This is a genomic window from Actinosynnema sp. CS-041913, assembly GCF_050942485.1.
In the GTDB taxonomy this organism is placed as follows: domain Bacteria; phylum Actinomycetota; class Actinomycetes; order Mycobacteriales; family Pseudonocardiaceae; genus Actinosynnema.
The window spans coordinates 1,041,491-1,058,675 of the sequence record NZ_CP192037.1 but is presented as its reverse complement, the minus strand read 5'-3'; the positions used below and the strand labels follow the sequence as shown (position 1 = coordinate 1,058,675).

The 17,185-nt window shown below is 70.9% G+C and carries 17 protein-coding genes and 1 other RNA gene; 5 read left to right on the top strand and 13 right to left on the bottom strand.

Going from position 1 to position 17,185, the window contains the following annotated elements:
* The first annotated feature begins 135 nt into the window (after window positions 1–135).
* Window positions 136–993, top strand: a complete 858-nt coding sequence (panB, locus tag ACQPZF_RS05250) for a 3-methyl-2-oxobutanoate hydroxymethyltransferase (protein ID WP_433268833.1) — start codon at window positions 136–138, stop codon at window positions 991–993.
* 90 nt (window positions 994–1,083) lie between these two features.
* Window positions 1,084–2,022 (top strand): prolyl aminopeptidase, encoded by a 939-nt coding sequence (pip, locus tag ACQPZF_RS05245; protein ID WP_433268831.1) that lies wholly within the window; start codon window positions 1,084–1,086, stop codon window positions 2,020–2,022.
* Here the strand turns inward: pip and ACQPZF_RS05240 are convergent.
* The 11 genes from ACQPZF_RS05240 to ACQPZF_RS05190 all read right to left on the bottom strand — a co-directional run bounded on the left by ACQPZF_RS05240 (window position 2,019) and on the right by ACQPZF_RS05190 (window position 12,688).
* Complete coding sequence (locus ACQPZF_RS05240) at window positions 2,019–2,762, bottom strand: helical backbone metal receptor (RefSeq protein WP_433268829.1); 744 nt, start codon at window positions 2,760–2,762, stop codon at window positions 2,019–2,021. The genes pip and ACQPZF_RS05240 overlap by 4 nt on opposite strands.
* Entirely contained in the window at window positions 2,762–4,174 is a 1,413-nt protein-coding gene (locus ACQPZF_RS05235) for an RNB domain-containing ribonuclease (RefSeq protein ID WP_433268827.1), read from the bottom strand. The genes ACQPZF_RS05240 and ACQPZF_RS05235 overlap by 1 nt, the downstream gene beginning before the upstream one ends.
* A 46-nt stretch (window positions 4,175–4,220) precedes the next feature.
* The gene (locus tag ACQPZF_RS05230) at window positions 4,221–4,406 is read right to left on the bottom strand and encodes a hypothetical protein (protein ID WP_433268825.1); all 186 of its coding nucleotides are present in this window, start codon (window positions 4,404–4,406) and stop codon (window positions 4,221–4,223) included.
* 118 nt (window positions 4,407–4,524) lie between these two features.
* Complete coding sequence (locus tag ACQPZF_RS05225; RefSeq protein WP_433268823.1) at window positions 4,525–4,983, bottom strand: hypothetical protein; 459 nt, start codon at window positions 4,981–4,983, stop codon at window positions 4,525–4,527.
* Between the two features lie 3 nt (window positions 4,984–4,986).
* Window positions 4,987–5,493 carry a hypothetical protein gene (locus ACQPZF_RS05220; RefSeq protein ID WP_433268821.1) on the bottom strand — a complete coding sequence of 169 codons (507 nt, stop codon included), beginning with the start codon at window positions 5,491–5,493 and terminating at the stop codon, window positions 4,987–4,989.
* 22 nt (window positions 5,494–5,515) lie between these two features.
* The gene (locus ACQPZF_RS05215; protein ID WP_433268819.1) at window positions 5,516–6,523 is read right to left on the bottom strand and encodes a C40 family peptidase; all 1,008 of its coding nucleotides are present in this window, start codon (window positions 6,521–6,523) and stop codon (window positions 5,516–5,518) included.
* Between the two features lies 1 nt (window position 6,524).
* Window positions 6,525–7,139 (bottom strand): hypothetical protein, encoded by a 615-nt coding sequence (locus tag ACQPZF_RS05210; protein WP_433268817.1) that lies wholly within the window; start codon window positions 7,137–7,139, stop codon window positions 6,525–6,527.
* Window positions 7,139–9,088 carry a hypothetical protein gene (locus tag ACQPZF_RS05205; protein ID WP_433268815.1) on the bottom strand — a complete coding sequence of 650 codons (1,950 nt, stop codon included), beginning with the start codon at window positions 9,086–9,088 and terminating at the stop codon, window positions 7,139–7,141. The genes ACQPZF_RS05210 and ACQPZF_RS05205 overlap by 1 nt, the downstream gene beginning before the upstream one ends.
* A complete protein-coding gene (locus ACQPZF_RS05200) occupies window positions 9,085–11,901 on the bottom strand; it encodes an ATP-binding protein (RefSeq protein WP_433274440.1) in 2,817 nt (938 codons plus the stop codon). The genes ACQPZF_RS05205 and ACQPZF_RS05200 overlap by 4 nt, the downstream gene beginning before the upstream one ends.
* A 28-nt stretch (window positions 11,902–11,929) precedes the next feature.
* Window positions 11,930–12,406: a hypothetical protein gene (locus ACQPZF_RS05195; RefSeq protein WP_433268813.1), complete on the bottom strand. Its 477-nt coding sequence runs from the start codon at window positions 12,404–12,406 to the stop codon at window positions 11,930–11,932.
* A gap of 3 nt (window positions 12,407–12,409) precedes the next feature.
* Window positions 12,410–12,688, bottom strand: coding sequence for a hypothetical protein (locus ACQPZF_RS05190; RefSeq protein ID WP_433268811.1), 279 nt, complete (start codon window positions 12,686–12,688; stop codon window positions 12,410–12,412).
* Window positions 12,689–13,070: 382 nt separating this feature from the next.
* On the opposite strand from ACQPZF_RS05190, the gene ACQPZF_RS05185 reads away from it, so the two are divergent.
* Complete coding sequence (locus ACQPZF_RS05185; RefSeq protein WP_433268809.1) at window positions 13,071–13,412, top strand: hypothetical protein; 342 nt, start codon at window positions 13,071–13,073, stop codon at window positions 13,410–13,412.
* A 119-nt stretch (window positions 13,413–13,531) separates the two neighbouring features.
* A complete protein-coding gene (locus ACQPZF_RS05180; RefSeq protein WP_433268807.1) occupies window positions 13,532–14,026 on the top strand; it encodes a pyridoxamine 5'-phosphate oxidase family protein in 495 nt (164 codons plus the stop codon).
* Between the two features lie 59 nt (window positions 14,027–14,085).
* Here ACQPZF_RS05180 and ACQPZF_RS05175 read toward each other — a convergent pair whose 3' ends face one another.
* Window positions 14,086–15,687, bottom strand: coding sequence for a DUF6345 domain-containing protein (locus ACQPZF_RS05175; protein WP_433268805.1), 1,602 nt, complete (start codon window positions 15,685–15,687; stop codon window positions 14,086–14,088).
* 284 nt (window positions 15,688–15,971) lie between these two features.
* Window positions 15,972–16,372, bottom strand: an RNA gene (rnpB, locus tag ACQPZF_RS05170) — RNase P RNA component class A.
* 243 nt (window positions 16,373–16,615) lie between these two features.
* Between rnpB and ssuE the strand changes: the two genes are divergently transcribed.
* Window positions 16,616–17,173 carry an NADPH-dependent FMN reductase gene (gene ssuE / locus ACQPZF_RS05165; protein WP_433268803.1) on the top strand — a complete coding sequence of 186 codons (558 nt, stop codon included), beginning with the start codon at window positions 16,616–16,618 and terminating at the stop codon, window positions 17,171–17,173.
* The last annotated feature ends 12 nt before the right edge of the window (window positions 17,174–17,185 follow it).

Genomic DNA, 17,185 nt, shown 5'->3' with positions numbered 1-17,185 from the left:
AAGGCGCTACGCGGGCTGTGAGGCTACTCGCACACCGCGCACAACCGCCCCCTGCGGTGTCACGCTGGTCGGGTAACCGTGCAACTAGGCCCGGAGACCCGCGACGAAGCGGGCTTCGAGGGAGGACGGTCGACGATGACTTCTGCGCCTGAGGTAGCCGCGCCTTACGGCAGCGGGGCCAGTGCCCCCGGGCCGGTCAAGAAGGTGCGCATCCACCACCTGCGTGAGCTGAAGGAACGCGGCGAGCCGTGGCCCATGCTCACCGCGTACGACATGTACACCGCCGAGCTGTTCGACGAGGCGGGCATCCCGGTCCTGCTGGTCGGCGACTCCGCGTCGAACAACGTCTACGGCTACGACACGTCGCTGCCGGTGACCGTGGACGAGCTGATTCCGCTGGTCAGGGGCGTGACCCGGTCGGTGAAGCGGGCTCTGGTCGTGGCCGACCTGCCGTTCGGCTCCTACCAGGTGTCCGTCGAGCAGGCCGTGGCGACGGCGGTGCGGTTCATGAAGGAAGGCCGCGCGCACGCCGTCAAGCTCGAAGGCGGCCGGCACTTCGCGCCGCACATCGAGGCGATCGTGAACGCGGGCATCCCGGTCATGGCGCACATCGGCTTCACCCCGCAGAGCGAGCACCAGCTCGGCGGCTACCGGGTGCAGGGCCGCAACGACGCGTTCGACTCCGTGGTGGCGGACGCGCACGCCGTCCAGGAGGCCGGGGCGTTCGCGGTGGTCCTGGAGATGGTGACCGGCGAGGTCGCCAAGCAGATCACGCACGACCTGCGCATCCCGACCGTCGGCATCGGCGCGGGCCCGGACACCGACGCCCAGGTGCTGGTGTGGCAGGACATGCTGGGTCTGCGGCGCGGCAAGGCCCCGAAGTTCGTCAAGCGGTACGCGAACGTGGCCGACGTCATGCTGGGCGCGGCGCGGGAGTTCGCCGCCGAGGTCCGCGGGCACCAGTTCCCCGGCCCGGAGCACACGTTCCACTGATCGGGCGACATCCCGTTGGGGCTGTCGGGCTTGTCCGACAGCCCCGGCGGGCTGATCATCAGCGGTCCGCGGTCGGGCAGAGTAAGCGTCATGTATCCCGAGATCGAGCCCTATGACCAGGGCCTGCTCGACGTAGGCGACGGCAACCGCGTCTACTGGGAAGTGTGCGGGAACCCCTACGGCAAACCCGTGGTGTTCCTGCACGGAGGTCCGGGCGGCGGCAGCGCGCCCGTGCACCGCAGGCTGTTCGACCCCGCCGTGTACCGGATCGTGCTGCTCGACCAGCGCGGATGCGGCCGGTCCGTGCCGCACGCCGGCGGGCCGGGCGCGGATCTGTCGACCAACACCACGTGGCACCTGGTCGCGGATCTGGAGCGGCTGCGCGAGCACCTGGGGGTCGACCGGTGGCAGGTGTTCGGCGGGTCGTGGGGCAGCTCCCTCGGCCTGGCATACGCCCAGACCCATCCGGCGCGCGTCACCGAGCTGGTGCTGCGCGGGGTCTTCACGCTGCGCAAGCGCGAGCTGGACTGGTACTACGGCGGCGGGGCCGGGGCCTTGTTCCCCGAGCTGTGGGAACGGGTGACGGCGCTCGCGCCGGCCGGCGACGTGATCACCACGTACGCGCGCCTGCTGAGCCACCCCGACCCGGCCGTGCACGAGCCGGCGGCCGTCGCGTGGAGCGTGTGGGAAAGCTCCACGGTGACCCTGCGGGAGCGTCCCGACCTGGTGGCGGCGTTCTCCGAGCCCCGGTACGCGCTGGCGTTCGCCCGGATCGAGAGCCACTACTTCGTCAACCGGGGCTGGCTGGACGAGGGCCAGCTACTGCGGGACGTGGGCAAGCTCGCGGGCATCCCGGCCGTCATCGTGCAGGGCCGCTACGACGTGGCCACGCCCGCCACCACGGCGTGGGAACTGCACCGGGCGTGGCAGGGCTCCGAACTGGTGATGGTGCCCGACGCGGGGCACGCGTTCGACGAGCCGGGCATCCTCGAAGCCCTGGTCGACGCGACCGACCGGTTCCGGCTCTAGGCGAGGGCCTGCTCCAACGCCGCCCTCGCCGCTACCAACGACGGCCCGTACCAGGTCAGATGACGCCCGGAGACGTATACGGGGCGTAGACCCGGGAAGAACTGCGGGCCGTCGTCGGGCGTGAAGAGATACGGCTCGTCAGGAAGCACCACCAGGTCGACGTCCAGCGCTCGGAGTTCGTCCACCGAGGGACGCGGATAGCGCTCGGCGTGGTCCGCGTAGACGTTCACCACGCCGAGGCGGTGCAGCACATCGCCGGCGAACGTGTCCCGCCCGACCACGACCCACGGCTTGCGCCAGACCGGGACGACCGCCTTCGCCCACGGCGGCCGGACGTCCCGCCACAGCCGTTCGGCTTCGACCAGCCAGCCAGGCTCGACGTCCCAGGCGGTGCCCAGCAGCCGGCGCAGCGAGCCGAGCGCGGCCGGCACGGAAGCCGGCGCGGCGGTCACCCACACCGGGATGCCGTCGGCACGCAGGCGTTCGACGTCCTCCGGCCGGTTCTCCTCGCTGTTCGCCAGCACCAGGTCCGGCCGGAGTGCCAGCACCCGGTCGACCTTCGGGTACTTCGACCCGCCGACCCTCGTCACGGCCAGGTCCGGCGGGTGGGTGCAGTAGTCCGTGGCGCCGACCAGCACCGCCGGGTCCACCGCCTCGGTCAACGACGGCACCAGGCTCACGACCCGCCGGGGCGGTCCCGGCAGCGGAACCGGCTCGCCGAGGTCGTCGACGGGCAACATCAGCCGGCCACCCGGACGAACGCGACCTTGCGCCGCTCCGGATCGGCCTCGGTGAGCCGGACCCGGATCCGTTCGCCTTCCGGCAGGCCAGGCCCCGCGCAACGCCCCATGACCGGCGGCTGGGAGACGAACACGTCCGCCCCGTTGCCGTCCGCCCGCAGCACGACGGCCTCGAACACCTGCCCGACCCGATCGGCCAGCACCCACGCCTCGACCTGGTCCAGACAGGCCCGGTCGACCTTGCCCGCCAGCGTGTCGGAGCCACCCATCAGACCGGGCAACAACGGCAAGGCCCGCCGCAACCAGTCCGGCACCTCCCGCCCGGCCGTGACGGCCAGGCAGACCTCGGTCGTGAACCGGTCCACCAGCCGCCGCAACGGCGCCGTCACGTGCGTGTACGGCGCGGCAAGTCCGGCGTGCGTCGACACGGGCGGGATCGTGCCGTCGAACGCGGTGTACCCGGCGCCCCGGAGCAATCGGGTCGCGTCCACGAACAACGCCAACGACTCGGGCCGACCCGGATCGAGCCCGGCCAGCAGCCGTGCGGGCGTCACCCCATCCGGCCACGGCACACCCAACGCGTGCGCGGACCGCTTCAACGCGTCGACCGCGCCATCGTCCGCATCCGGCAACGTGCGGAGGACGCCTACCTTGGCGTCCAACATGATCCGAGCCGCGGCCATCCCGGTGAGCAGCGAGATCTCGGCATTCCAGGAGTCGACGTCCGCCCGGGGCCGGACCACGAGCTTCCAGTCCCCGTCGCCGTTGGGCACGATCTCCTGCTCCGGCAGCCGCAACTCCACCGCACCACGCTCGGTGGCCCGTTCCCGGCGAAGCCGGCCGAACTCGGGCAACGCCTCGACGGACGGGTGCGGATTCCCCGCGTCGAAGGAAGCCTGGACACCCTCGTAGTCGAACTGGGCCCTGGACCGGACCATCGCCCGCCGGACCCGAACGTCCCGCGGCTCACCGTCGGCCCCGCAGTCGAACGTCCACAGGACAGCGGGCCGCGTCTGGTCGGGCAACAGGCTGGCGGCCCCTTCGGACAACACGGTCGGATGCAACGGCACGTTGCCGTCGGGCAGGTAGAGCGTCTGACCACGCTTGCGGACCTCGGCGTCCAACGCGCCCCCTGGCACGACGAACACGCCGAGATCGGCGATCGCGTAGTGCACCCGGAACCCCACCCCGACCCGCTCGATGAGCAGAGCCTGGTCGAGGTCCTTGGCGCCAGGCGGATCGATCGTCACCAACGGCAACGACGTGGCATCCTCACGGTCGCCGACAGCGACATCCCGCCCGACGGCCTGCTGCGCCTCGGCCAGGGCAGCAGCCGGAAACTCGGCGGGCAGGCCGAACTCGACCCGAATCCCACTGAAGTCCAGCTCCACCCGCCCGGTACGGATCACCATCGAGGCCACAACTGCACCTTAACGCGCCCGCCATCCGGACCCGGGCCTAACGCTCCTTCCACCGCCGATCGGCCTCGTCCTCGTCCTCGGTGCGCTGACGGGCCAGCTCCAACGCCCGCCGAGCCGTGGCCTCATCGGGATAGGGCCCCATCCGGTCCCCACCACGACACCCGACCCCTTTCTCGGCCGTCTGGTGGGTCAGGCAGTAGTACCAGGCATTCGGATCACCCATACCCCAAGGCTGACACGCGAACTCCCGCATGTCATGTCCGACCCGACGGCCCAGCGGCGAGCGCGCTCTGCGACCCGGCGCCGACGCGACGCTCGGAAGTCCTTCGACCAGCACCCGATCAAGCGCCGACCGGCAACCAATCCCCAGTGCGGCGCCGCCGCCCCAACCCCACCGCGTCGAACTCGTCGAAGTGCTCTCCCTTGACGACCCCGAGCCGCCGAAGAGCCCGCGAGATGGGCCCGCCGGCAGCCGGCAGCGGCGACCCCATCCCCAACCAGAGCGGCCCGAGAACGACCGCCCCGCCATCCCAGACCTGAGCGGCCTGCTGCCCCACCCCACCGAAGTACTCAGCCTCGACATAAGCCACCGGCCCGGCACCGGAACACGCCGCCAACACGGCCCCGGCCCCGTCAGGCGCCTTCCAGAACCCGGGCAACTCCCCGACCACCCGCGGAACCACCGCGAAATCGGTCACCGGCAACAACCACAGCTCACCGCTCAACGGCACCAGGTGCGTGCCCCAGGCCAACTCCCGCAACACGAGCTCCGAGCCGACAACGGCCTCCAGGCAGTACACCCGTCACCGCTGATGAGGGGACTGCACCGGCAACGGCCCCGACGGCGGATAAGGCTGCGGCACCGGAAACCCGCGAGCGGGCGTGTTCTGGTTGGCGTTGGCGTAGTCACCGGGGATCGGGTCCAGCACCGACACCAGCACCACGCGCTGCTCGGGATCGTCGATCCGCGTCCCGGACCGGTCCCGGTAGACCAGCTCCCCGTCGGAGTCGATCTCCACGAGCACGCCCACCTCGGCCAACTGCTCCTCGTCCAGGTCCACCAGCCGCTCCCGCCGCGACGGCACGACCCGGTAGATCGGCCAGCCCAGGTGCGCGAACGACCGGTGGAACTCGGCCAGCAGGTGCGTCAACTGCTGCTGCCAGGGCAACGGCATGGCCTCCACCAGCGACCGGGGCAGCACGGCGTACGCCGGGTTCACGCCGGGCGGCAGCGCGGACAGGTAGTCCCGCAGCGGCGTGCTGGACGCGGGCGGCCCGGCGTGGCGCTGGATGGGGTCGGGGGTGAACATCGGTGGCGCCTCCCTCACGCGATCACACGCCCGGCCGGACGGCCAGCGGCATCAACTCGTGGTAGTCCCAGTTGATCTTGCTGATCTTCACCACGTCGCCGGTCTGCGGCGCGTGGATGTACTCGTCGTTGCCCAGGTACATCGCCACGTGGTGCACCGTGACCGGGTTCGCGGGGTTGGTCGCCCAGAAGATCAGGTCACCCGCCTTGGCCTCCCGCACGGGCAGGTGCGCCCCACCGGACATGTACTGGTCGTTCGCCACCCGCGGGATCTTCACGTCGGCCGCCGCGAACGCCTTGACCAGGATGCCGGAGCAGTCCCACTGGTCCGGGCCGTTGCCGCCCCACAGGTACGGCTCGCCGAGCTGCTGCTTGGTGAACTCGATGGCCGTCCCGGCCGCCGAGGACGCCAGCAGGAACTGCCCGGCGCTCTCGCCGCAGCCCGCCGGGTCCACCACGTTGCCCAGCTCGCCGATCAGGAACGCCGCCATGGCCTCCCAGTTGTGGTACCGGTCCGGGAACGCCGAGCGCTCCACGGCCTGGGCGGAGTCGCCCGGCCGGCGCTCCTCCCAGCTCGGCACGTTGACCAGCACGTCGTAGAACTTGTTGATCGCGTACACCGGGTCGGTCACCTCGGCGGGCGAGCCCCAGCCCATCGACGGGCGCATCTGGAAGATGCCCAGCGAGTCCCGGTCGCCGTAGTCCAGGCTGCGCAGCCCCGACTCGGTCATGCCCGCCTGGATGGCGATCTGCCAGGCCAGCGGCGGCAGCTCGCGCTCCTGACCGATCGAGATGATCTTGGCGACGGTGCCGCGCTGCTCCTCGTTGAGCCGGCTCGCGTCGTTGCGGCCCTTCTCCGCGCCGCCGCCCTCCCACGGGCCGATGGACGCGTTGCAGCCGACGTTGCGGATACCGACGCCGCCGGCGCCGTCGGCCGGCGTGGTGCCGTTGACGACGGTCGAGACCCCGTTGGTCACGGCAACCACGACCACGGCGACCACCGCGGCGACCACCAGCGCGATCTTCAGCATCTCAGCCCACCCTGCTGTACTTGTGCACGCGCCAGCCCTCGGGCAGCTTGGCCACGGTCAGCACGAGCTTGCCGGTTTCGAGGTCAGCTTCGAAATCGACCGAATCGGTGGTGGACCGACTCGCCTTCACCGGGCTCTTGATCTCCTTCGGCACGTTCGCCGGGTCCACCGACTGCAACGTGGGCAGCAGCTCGTCCGACGTCCACGGCTTCAACCCGGCCAGCCACTTGGCGTTCGTGACGCCGTCCGGATGGTCCAGCCACGCCTCGATCCAGCTCTCGGCGACGAGCTGGGCGTCCGGGCTGACCGGCGCGGACGTGGGCGCGGGCGTGGGACTCGGCGCCTTGGTCGGCAACGGCGACGTCGTGCCGGTCGTCGACGGCAGCACGCCGACCTGGTTGCCGCTCCCCGACGACGACGTCCGGGACGACGACGTCGTCGGTCCGGACGTGGCACTCGACCGCGGCCCGACCAGTTTGTCCGCGACGATGCCGATCGTCGTGACCACCGCGATCAGCAGCACGATCGTCGCGACAAGGTGCCGAGGCGACCGCAACGGCCATCCCCACAACCGGCGGTACACCGCCGCACGTCCCCGGTTCGTCCTGATCGGCATTAGCTGTCCCTGACCTCAAGCCCACGCGAAGGCCGGTAGATCACGTGGACCTGCCGCCCCGCCACCACCTCGGTCTCGGCCCGCCGAGGCCCCGGCAACACCGGACTGTCGGCAACCCGCGAAAACCCGTTCGTCACCCGCGAAGGAACCAGCACGGCGTCGTCAACCCGATCCCAACCCCGATCGGCCACCGGCGGAGCATCCACCACCCGCGACCGCCCGGACGGCAGGGCCGCCGGCCCGCCATACCCGGCGGCGGGCAACGCGGCCACCCCACCACCACCGACACCACCGGCCAACTCCCCCGCCGGACGACCGGCACGGTCGAGCCGATGAGCAGTGGCGACAACAGGATTGGCAGCCTCCGGCCGAACCCGCCCCCGCCCCCGCTGCGGCACCTCGGGACCGTCCGGGTCCGTGTCGCGCACGGTGTCCCAGAACTCCTCCTGCGGCGACGGCCCGGTGTCCTTCTTCCGGCGCAGCCGGGACAGCAGGCCACCGCCCATCGGCAACGCGTTCCCGACCGGGCCGACCGACACTTCGACCATCTGCCACATGCGCCGCATCGGCTTGCCGACCATGAAGCACACGAAGGTCAACATCAGACCGAGCAGTGTCCGCGTCAGCAGCGACAGCCCGGACGCGCTGAAGATCGCCTGGAGCAGCAGCGCGTGCGTGCCCGCCAGCACGGCCAGGATCAGCACGTTGAACACGGTCACCGCCGCCGCGCGACCGACCTTGCGCAGCAGGTCGTGGTGCAGCAGCGCGACCAGGCCGATCAGCGGCCCGGCGAGGGTGAGGATGCGCAGCAGGAGCTGGGCGAGCAGCACGGCCGCCTTCGCGAACAACTGGAACAGCGAGAACGCCATCGCCTGGAGCAGCGACAGGAAACCCGCGCCGGTCCGGCCGCCGTCGGACCCGGTGAAGTAGCCCTTCACCGGGCCGAGCTGGTTGGCAATGTTCTTGTACTCGTCCTTCTTCGCCTGCAGGGCGCTCGCGTCGCCGTCCTTCTGCTGGTCCAGCTCGACCACGGTCCAGGCCTGGGCGTTGAGCAGGCGCGGCCCGAACTCCTTGGCCTGCGCCGCGTCCGGCGTGCCGAACTCACCGCGCAGCCAGCTCTGGTAGACGACCGAATCGTGCAGCCGGGACGGCAGGACGTGCAGCGTGCCCTGTTCCTCGGGCGACTCGATGAACCCGGCCTGGATCTCCGCGGTCTTCGTGACCAGCGTGTCGTCCAGCATCTTGTAGAACTGGGGCAGCGCCAGCGCCGAGGTGGCGAGCCACATGGCCGCGAGTGCCCAGAGCCCGCGTTTGCTGATCGTGGCCAGGTCGCCCCGCCAGATCTGGCGGAACATGAGGATCGCGAGTATCAGCGCCACCAGGCCGAACCAGCGCAGGTAGACGTTGTCGTAGACCCGCTGCACGCCGTTCTTCACCGCGTCGTCGAGCGGCTTGAGCAGGCCGTTGCCCATCACCGTGTAGTGCAGCGCGTTGGTGACACCGACGATGGTCTTGGCGACGTTGAACAGCTCGTTGCCCATCCAGGTGTCGAGCACCGCGGCGGTGTCCGGCAGCTTGAGGCAGCTCTCCTGGTAGGCGTGCCACACCATGCCCGCGTACCCGTGGGTCAGGTAGGGCGTGTCCTTGAGACCTTGGCCGTCGGGCGGGTCGAGCGCGCCGACCATGCCGGAGCCGGGACGTTCCGGGTTGGGCGCCTCACCGCAGTCCGCGGCACTGGCCGAAGGCGCCCCGATGACCACCTGGAGGCTGACGATCGCCGCCACCGCCGCCATGGAGACCCAACGCGTACGACTCCGCCGGGTGTGGGGCACTTCCACAGTGCCGGCATCGCTGCCGGTGGCCGCGTTGTCCGCGGCCCGGGCGCGGCTGAACCGTCGCCGCGCGTAGAGCGCGGCGGCGATGGCCGCCACCAGGAGGAGGGTGCTCATGCCGCGCCTTCCCGGCCCGGACGGCGGTTTCCTCCCTCACCGTGTGTCGACTCGACCAGTTCGTCCGTCAGACCGACCTCCAGGTCGGCGGCCAGTTCGTCGTCGTAGTCGGCCGGGTGGTCCTCGGCGTACGCGAACGGGTCCTGGGGTGGCGACGAGAGTTCCGCCTGGGCCGGCTCCGGGCCCTCGCGCATGGCGTCCGGGGTCGTGTCGAGGGAGGTACGGAGGTGTTCCAGGTGGGGGCCGGAGAAGTCGATGCGGATGCGTTCGACGCCGCCCGCGCCGTCGCCGAAGATGAACTGCCGGGGCGCGAGGTCGCGTTCGGTGTTGTTGCGGACGCCTCCCGGGCGGCGGCCGAGGGACGCCACGACCTGCTCGTAGCCCGCTCCGACCGGGACCTTCAGCAGCCTCAGCGCGTCGGCCTGCGCCTGGTCGTCGTCCAGGCGGCCCACGAAGACCGAGTCGAGCAGGGTCACGAAGCCCTGGATCTTCAGGAAGTCGGCCGGGATCTGGGATGACAGCAGGACGCGGACGTTCCACTTGCGCGAGTCGCGCGCGAAGCGGTTCATCAGGACCCGGCCGGTCGGGACCTCGGAGAGGAAGAACGCCTCGTCGATCCACACGCCCTTGCGGAGGTCCTTGGGGCGTTCGTAGATCGAGCGCTGGGTCAGCCACGCCGCCAGGTTGAGCATCTCCACGCCCAACGCCTCCGCGTCGGTCCAGTGCTCACGGCCCACGCCGTCCTTCGGCAGGTTCAGGCCCGCCATGGTCAGCACGGTGAGGCGGTCGTCGCGCTGCTCGTTGTACGGGTCGGCGTCCTGTTCCGGGATCAGCAGCGACATCCGCTCGCGCATCTCGTCCAGGAAGTCGGCCACCACGACGGCGTGCTCGTGGTGCTCGGACGCGTCCCGGCGCAGCGCCTCGAAGACCTGGCCGGGGTGGGCGTCGGGCCGGCCGCCGACGGTGCGGACCGCGCGCAGCAGCACGATCCGGGTCTGGGGCAGGCGCGCCACCTCGAACGGCAGCAGACCGCTCAGCACGTCCAGCACCAGACGACGGCGGGTGGCCGCGGCCAGCGCGCGTTCGCGCCGCCACGCCCGCTCCGGGTCCTCCTCGTCCATGAAGTGGTCCAACTGCGGCTCCGCGACCACCCGGTACGGGTTGAGGATGCCGGGCTGGGCGTTCAGCAGGTTGATCGGCCGCGCGTACGGCCGCAGCTCGGGCAGCTCGCACAGCGCCGCCAGCGGCCCGGACGGGTCGAGCAGCGTCCAGTGCGCCCCGGCGCGCAGCGTCTTGTAGACGATGCCGCCGCCGAGGAACGACTTGCCGGCGCCGAGTCCCGCGACCATCGCCGTCAGGCCCGACGCGTCCCGCAGCTCCTGCGCCATCCACGGATCCCACGCCACCGGACGGCGGGTCGCCGTCACGGTCTCGCCGAGCAGGATGCCGCGCCGGTCGCCGACCTCGGCGGTCGCCGTCGGCACGGCCGAAGCCGCCCACAGCACCGAACCGCGGCGGAGGTAGGCGGACGACGACAGCGGCTCGCCGGGGATGAACTCGCGGGCGATCGCGTACTGCGCCTCGGGGTGCTCGATGGCGACCTTCGGCTTGTACAGGTCGAGCAGCGACTGGGCCAGCCGCAGCGCCTCGCGCTCGGTCGGACCCGACACCGCGAGCCGCCACCACGAGCGCACCCGGGTGCCCAGCGCGGTGAAGCCGGACGTCATCTCGTCATCGATCTCCAGCACCCGCGACGCCTGCCGGGCCAGCGACTGCGGCGGCTCCAGCTCGTGCTCGTCGGTGTAGTGCCGGACCTGCGAGCGGACCTTGTTCATCTGCCGCTGGAGTTCGCCGGACACCTCCTCGGGCCGCCGCACGTAGATCCGCGCCGACCACTCGACGGCCGCCGGCAGCCGGTCCGAGCGCTGCACCCAGGGGTCGTCCACTTCGGGGATCTGGAGGCCGTGCATCAGGCCCACGGTGAGCACCGCGACGTGCCGCTTGATGCCCGCGTTCGACCCGGTGCGGCCCCGCACGGTCACGGTCGGCGAGTACGGCTCCTGGTGGAAGTCCGCCGCGTCGGTGAACGAGGCCAGGTCCTCCGGCTCCCATGGTGCGCCGGGCACGGCGGGCAGGTTGCGCGGCGCGGGCAGGCCCAGCGAGCACGACCGGTGCATCAGCCAGGACATCTCCTCGGCCGTGACCGGACGGCCCTCCAGCCCGGCCGACCCGATCACCTGGTCCAGGTGGTCGACCTCGGACTCGATGGCGACCAGCTCGGCGTCCACCGCGTCCGGGAACACCTTGCGCAGCACGGGCGCTGCCCGTTCGACGGCGCGGTCCATCATGTTCCGGGTCTGCACCTGGACGCCCAGGTAGACCTCTTTCTCCGCCATCGAGCGGCCCATGAGCTGCTGCTGCTCGCCGACCATGTAGTCGTCGAACGACAGCGTCCCCGGCGTGTCCGGCAGCCGGCGCACCGCGTTGTGCACGTGCGCCTCGGCCCACATGCGGATCGGGTACGGGCGCGTGGTCACCCGCAGGTGCATCCAGCGGCCCTGCAGCTCGGCGTACTGGCCCGCGATCGCCGCGATCAGGTCCTGGCGCTGCGAGTCCGACCGGAACGACCAGCGCTGCGGCGCGAGCTTGTACCAGGCGTAGACCTCCTGGCCGGTGCGCAGCAGGTGGCCGTCGATGCTGCGCGCCGCGATCGACGGGGTGTAGTTGGGCACGGCCTGCTCGCCCGGCAGGCGGCGGCCACGCTTGCTGTAGACCTTCCGGTCGTCCCGCCCGGCAGCGGCGTGCTGGGCCACGTGCTGCGCTGCGGAGCGTCGGGTGCGGTCACGCCGGCGTCCGAACACCGCGAACCTCCTTCTTACGGCGGTCTGCCTGCCTGCGGTGCTGGGATCGGGTGGCGCGCGCCGAGCGTTTCGCCCCCTTGTCTCGAAGACGCTTGCGAGGCCGCTGCGGGTTCACCCGGATGCGGGCCGCGCTGGCCGCGCCACCCGTCCCCGAGGAGGTCTCCCGCGGCGAGTTCAGCTCGCGCACCCACATCGTCACGACCGACGACAGCGGGCGCTCGTGGCTGATCCGCGAGCAGATGAACCGGGTCAGCGCGACCGTGATCACGAAGCCCCAGCCGGTGTTGATGACGTCGAACCCGAAGCCAACCTGCCGCTGCACGGCCGTGACCAGCAGGAACACCACGATGCCGACGCCCCATGCCACGTAACGCGCCCGCCACGGGAAGGTCGCCTTGGGCGGGCCGAGCCAGACGGCGTCGACCCGGTAGACCTCGTCGTCAGTGCGTACCCGCAAGGGTCACCCGCCGGTGAACAGGCCGGCGATCCACTGGCCGATGTTCGCGCCGGCGTTCGTGGTCACGGCAAGTCCGATGATCGCCAGCGCGATGATCACGCCGCCCAGGCGGCGCATGACCCCGGCGTTGTCGCCCTTGCCGCCGCCCAGCCAGAGCAGCAGGACCGCGACGGTCAGCAGCAGCAGGGGTACCAGGTTGTCGAGGATCCACTGGCGCACGCCACCGGTGCCAAGGGCGGGTTCTGTCTGCTGCGCGAGTGTTACCAGGGTCATGGCGGTCATCTCGTACTCCTGAGTACGCAGGACTTCGCCGGGCGAGCCGAGGGGTGCCCGTCCGGTTCGTGCGCTATCGAGTAGAACACGTCTTCGTCACGAGGTGTATCGGTCGGCTAGCACTGGGTAGATCAATAACCGTTCCCCTGGCAGTCGATTACGTCTAATCTGGTCACCGTCATCATGGTTCGGGGGGAGCCGGTGGAGAACCGGCGATACCGGATTCTCCCGGTTGCCGAGAGAGTTCACCCGAGTGCGAACACCCTGGTCACGCACTGTGCGCACGACCTCGGACCCCCTGTCCACCCCCACCGCGCCAGTGACCCGTCCGGCCGAAAGGCGGACCCGATCGGGCCGCATCCCGGAGTGACGACGCCGAGGAGGCTCGCCGATGACCCAGCCGCCCGAAGCCGCACCCGAACCAGCCACCGGAGTGAACGAAATCACCGTGTCCGTGGCCGTCTCGGGCAGTGATCAGGTTACCGGCACGGACGGGCGTTCGGGGCGGCGGGTGCAGCGGACGGTCAACTTCGACCAGGACGTGCTGGAGCGGGCCCGCGCGGCGGCGACCTACCTGGCCGCGTACGAGCCGGCGGCGGAGGTGCGGAGCCTCGCGGACATCGTGAACCCGGCGGTCGAGGCGTACGTGGCGGAGCTGGAGCGCCGGTACAACGGCGGCGAGGCGTTCCGCCCGGTGCACCGGATGCCGCCGGGCCGTCCCGCGCGGCGATGACCGCCGAGCGCCGATGACTCCCCGAGGCCGATGACTGACGCCGATGACTTCCGGACATTGATCCGGTCTGAACACTCGTGACTCCGGGACCATCCCGGCGCGGACGACGAGGAGCTGCCATGCCCGCGACGGACATCGACCCGCGCTACGGCGATCCGGGTGCGACGCCCACCCCGTGGTCCACGGCCGAGGAACGGCTCGCGACCGCCGAGCTGTTCTGGCTGTCCACGGTCCGCCCGGACGGCCGCCCGCACGTGACGCCGCTGCTGGCGGTCTGGCACGGCGGCGCGCTGCACGTCTGCACCGGTCAGGACGAGCGCAAGGCCCGCAACCTGGCGGAGAACCCGCAGGTGGTGCTGACCACCGGGACCAACGCCCTGCACGGCGGCCTCGACGTGGTGGTCGAGGGCGAGGCGACCAGGGTGGTCGACCCGACCGAGCTCCAGGCGCTGGCCGACGTGTGGGAGGCCAAGTACGGCCCCGACTGGCACTTCGACGTGGCCGACGGCGGTTTCGCCAACCCGCACGGCGTGGCGCTGGTGTTCCGGGTCGAGCCGGCGACCGCCTTCGGGTTCGGCAAGGCCCCGTACAGCCAGACCCGCTGGCGCTTCTGACGGCGCGGAAGGGGCCCTTCCACCCCCAGTTCGGCGGAAGGGCCCCTCAGGTCACGCGATCAGCTCGTGCCGGAGATCCGCCAGTAGCCGACGGTCGGCAGGGTGTCCGGGCCCACCGGGCCCTTGGTCCAGAAGTAGTCGTTGAAGTTCGCGATCCAGGAGTTGCCGATCGGGCCCATGGTCGCCCACACGACCCACGCCGGCTGCGTGTCGATGGACGCCTGCGCCCACGCGTCACGCACCTTCATCGGGTGGTTCCACCACAGGAACGGCGTGCGCAGCAGGTAGTTGCCGAACCTGCCGCCGTGCACCGCGCTGTGCATTGACACGGTGTCGAAGCTGTTGATCTGGTGCAGGCCCCGGAACGCCCGGCCCCAGCGCTGCGCCCAGCTCTGCCCGCCCGCCGAGCCCTGGAGGATCGAGCAGGTGAACAGGCTCATCCACTCGACGTCCCGGTTGCCCCAGCGGGCCTCGTTGTTGGACAGGAACGTGTCGGTGTTGCTGCTGCACCCGGCGAACGAGAACCCGGTCGGCGAGCCGTGGCCCTGCCAGTAGGTCATGTCCACGTCGTCGGCGTACAGGTGGTCCCAGCCGCCGGGGAACGCCGGGTCCTTGAAGTCGCGCTCCCAGGCGTTGCCGTTGGTCCAGCTAAACTGGACCGGGATGCCCCGGCTGGAGAACTGGTTGTTGAACGCGTTGATGTTGTTCGACGTCCACGGCAGGCCGGAGCACGGTCCGGTGCCCTCGCTGCCGACGTCGATCCGGTTGGTCCACTGCGGCGAGATGCCCTCGGTGCGCGGCGGCTGGCTGGGACCGGGCTCGGGCAGGGCCGCGTCCACGGCGGCCCCGACGGTGACGGACTGGGCGGCTGCCCCGTCCGGGTTGACGCCCGCGCACCGGAAGCTGGGCTCCAGCTTGCCGATCCGCTCGGACAGCGCCGGCGCGTCGTACACGTAGGACACGTCGGTCAGCCGGACGCTGCTGGTCATGACCTTGGCGCAGCGCGCGCGGCCCTCGGTCAGGTCCAGCACCCGCACGGTGCCCGCCCTGACCAGTTCACGGGTGCTGTAGGTCAGGCCCGCGACCGCGCCCTGGCCGTCGAACGCGATCCGGATCTTGGCGCCCGCGCCTTCCAGCGGCACGCCGTCGAGGGCGAAGGTGAACGACACGGCCGTGTCCAGCGGCGCGGACACGACCGCCTTGTTGTTGGCGTCGACGATCTCGAACGTCGTGTGCTTGGCGTTCGCGGTGGCGTTGCCGGGCAGCAGCCCGACGCCGCGCAGGGTTTCCTGGGCGCGCTTGGCGGCCGTGTCGACCGGGATGGCGCGCAACTGCTTGATGGCTTCGACGTCGAGCTGGGTCTGCGCGGTCTCCAAGCCGTCCTCGTCGGGCTTGCCGGTGCCCCGGTCGAGGCCGGGCACCTTGAGGTAGGTGGCCTCGTCGGCGAAGGAGACGGAGCCGTCCTGGGCTCTGTGGACGTCCTTCAGGCCGAACGCCCGCTGTAACGCCGCCGCCTGGTCGGCGCTGAGCCCGGCGCTCTTGACCTCGTAGACGGGCAGTTCGGCGGTCGCGGCCGTCGCGGTGACCGTGCTGGTGACGGCCGCCGCGCCGACCAGACCGGTCAGTGCGAGCCAGGTGAAGGCCCGCTTGGTGGTGGACATGGGTTTCCCTCCTCGTCGTGACCGCAGAGCAGGGCCTGCGGTTCGGGAGGAGGACGCGGCCCCGGACAGGTTGATACGAGGACCACTCGAACGGCCTCACTTGTGTAACACCGTTGGCGCGCAAGGGATTTATAGGCGGACCCGTGTGCCCTCACGCGCTTCGGGATGGCGAAGGGCCAAGCGCGTGGAGATCGGCGGCAGGGCCAAGCGGCCCGCTGCGCGCGGAGGCCGTCGCCAAGGCGTCGACAGGGCGAAGCGGCCCGGCACAAGGCCGGAAGCGTGCGCGGATGAGCCGGCCGTAAGCCGGATTCTGTTCACGGGCGCCTCGCGGCGGCACCGTTCGGCGGCCATCCATCTCGGCCTGCCGTCGCCGACAGGCTCGTGCGGCCTACCCGCAGGCATCGGGCGGGCAGCCCTCGATCGCCTGCGCAGGCGCCGGGTCACGGCGCCCTCTTGGCCTTGCTCCGGGTGGGGTTTACCTAGCCGCCCCCGTCACCGGGGGCGCTGGTGGTCTCTTACACCACCGTTTCACCCTTACCCCGACTCGCGCCGGGGCGGTCTGTTCTCTGTGGCACTGTCCCGAGGGTCGCCCCTGGTTGCCGTTGACAACCACCCTGCCCTGTGGAGTCCGGACTTTCCTCGGCGGCAGAGGTACCTCTGCCGACGCGACCGCCCTGCCGACTCATCCGCACGGACAGCATAGTCGGCGGCGTCCCAGGCGGTGGAACCAGGCACCCGAAACCTTGTCGTGATGTGGGACGTACTGCTCTACTCGAAACATGGCCGGAATCGGGGTGCTCACCCGCCGTCGGCACGTCGACTTCGGTCGCACGGCTGCCGCGATCTGTTGTCGCTGACAGGTTTCCGCTCGTAGTCCGAGCCTTTTTGCTCGTAGTCCGAACCTTTTTCAGGAGGGTGTCAGCGAGCCATGTCCACCATTCTGGTCATATCCGGCAGTCCTTCACCCGCGTCGCGCACCGGGATCCTGGTGACGCACGTCGACGACCTGCTGCGCCGGGCGGGGTACGAGGTGCGCACCCTGCACGTCCGGCAGTTGCCGACGTTGTCGCTGCTCACCGAGGACATGCACGACCCGGAGATCGGCGACGCGGTGGGCGCCGTGCTGCGCGCGGACGGCATCGTGGTCGCGAGCCCGGTGTACCGGGCGGCGTACAGCGGGCTGGTGAAGGCGTTGCTCGACCTGTTGCCGAAGAAGGCGCTCCGCGGTCGGGTGATCCTTCCCCTGGCGACCGGCGGCAGCCAGGGATTCCTCGTCGCGATGGACTACGCGCTCAACCCGCTGCTCGTCGGGAAGGGCGCGGACAATGTGCTGCGCGGTGAATTCGTGCTCGATCCGGACATCGTCGGCGACACCATCGCCCCGGCGTCGGCGGATGCCATCGAGGCCGCCGTGAACCGCTTCACGCTGGCCGTCGAAGACGCCCGGTTCCGCCGCAAGCGCACCCAGCTTCGGCCGGCGGTGTGAACCGGGCGTTCC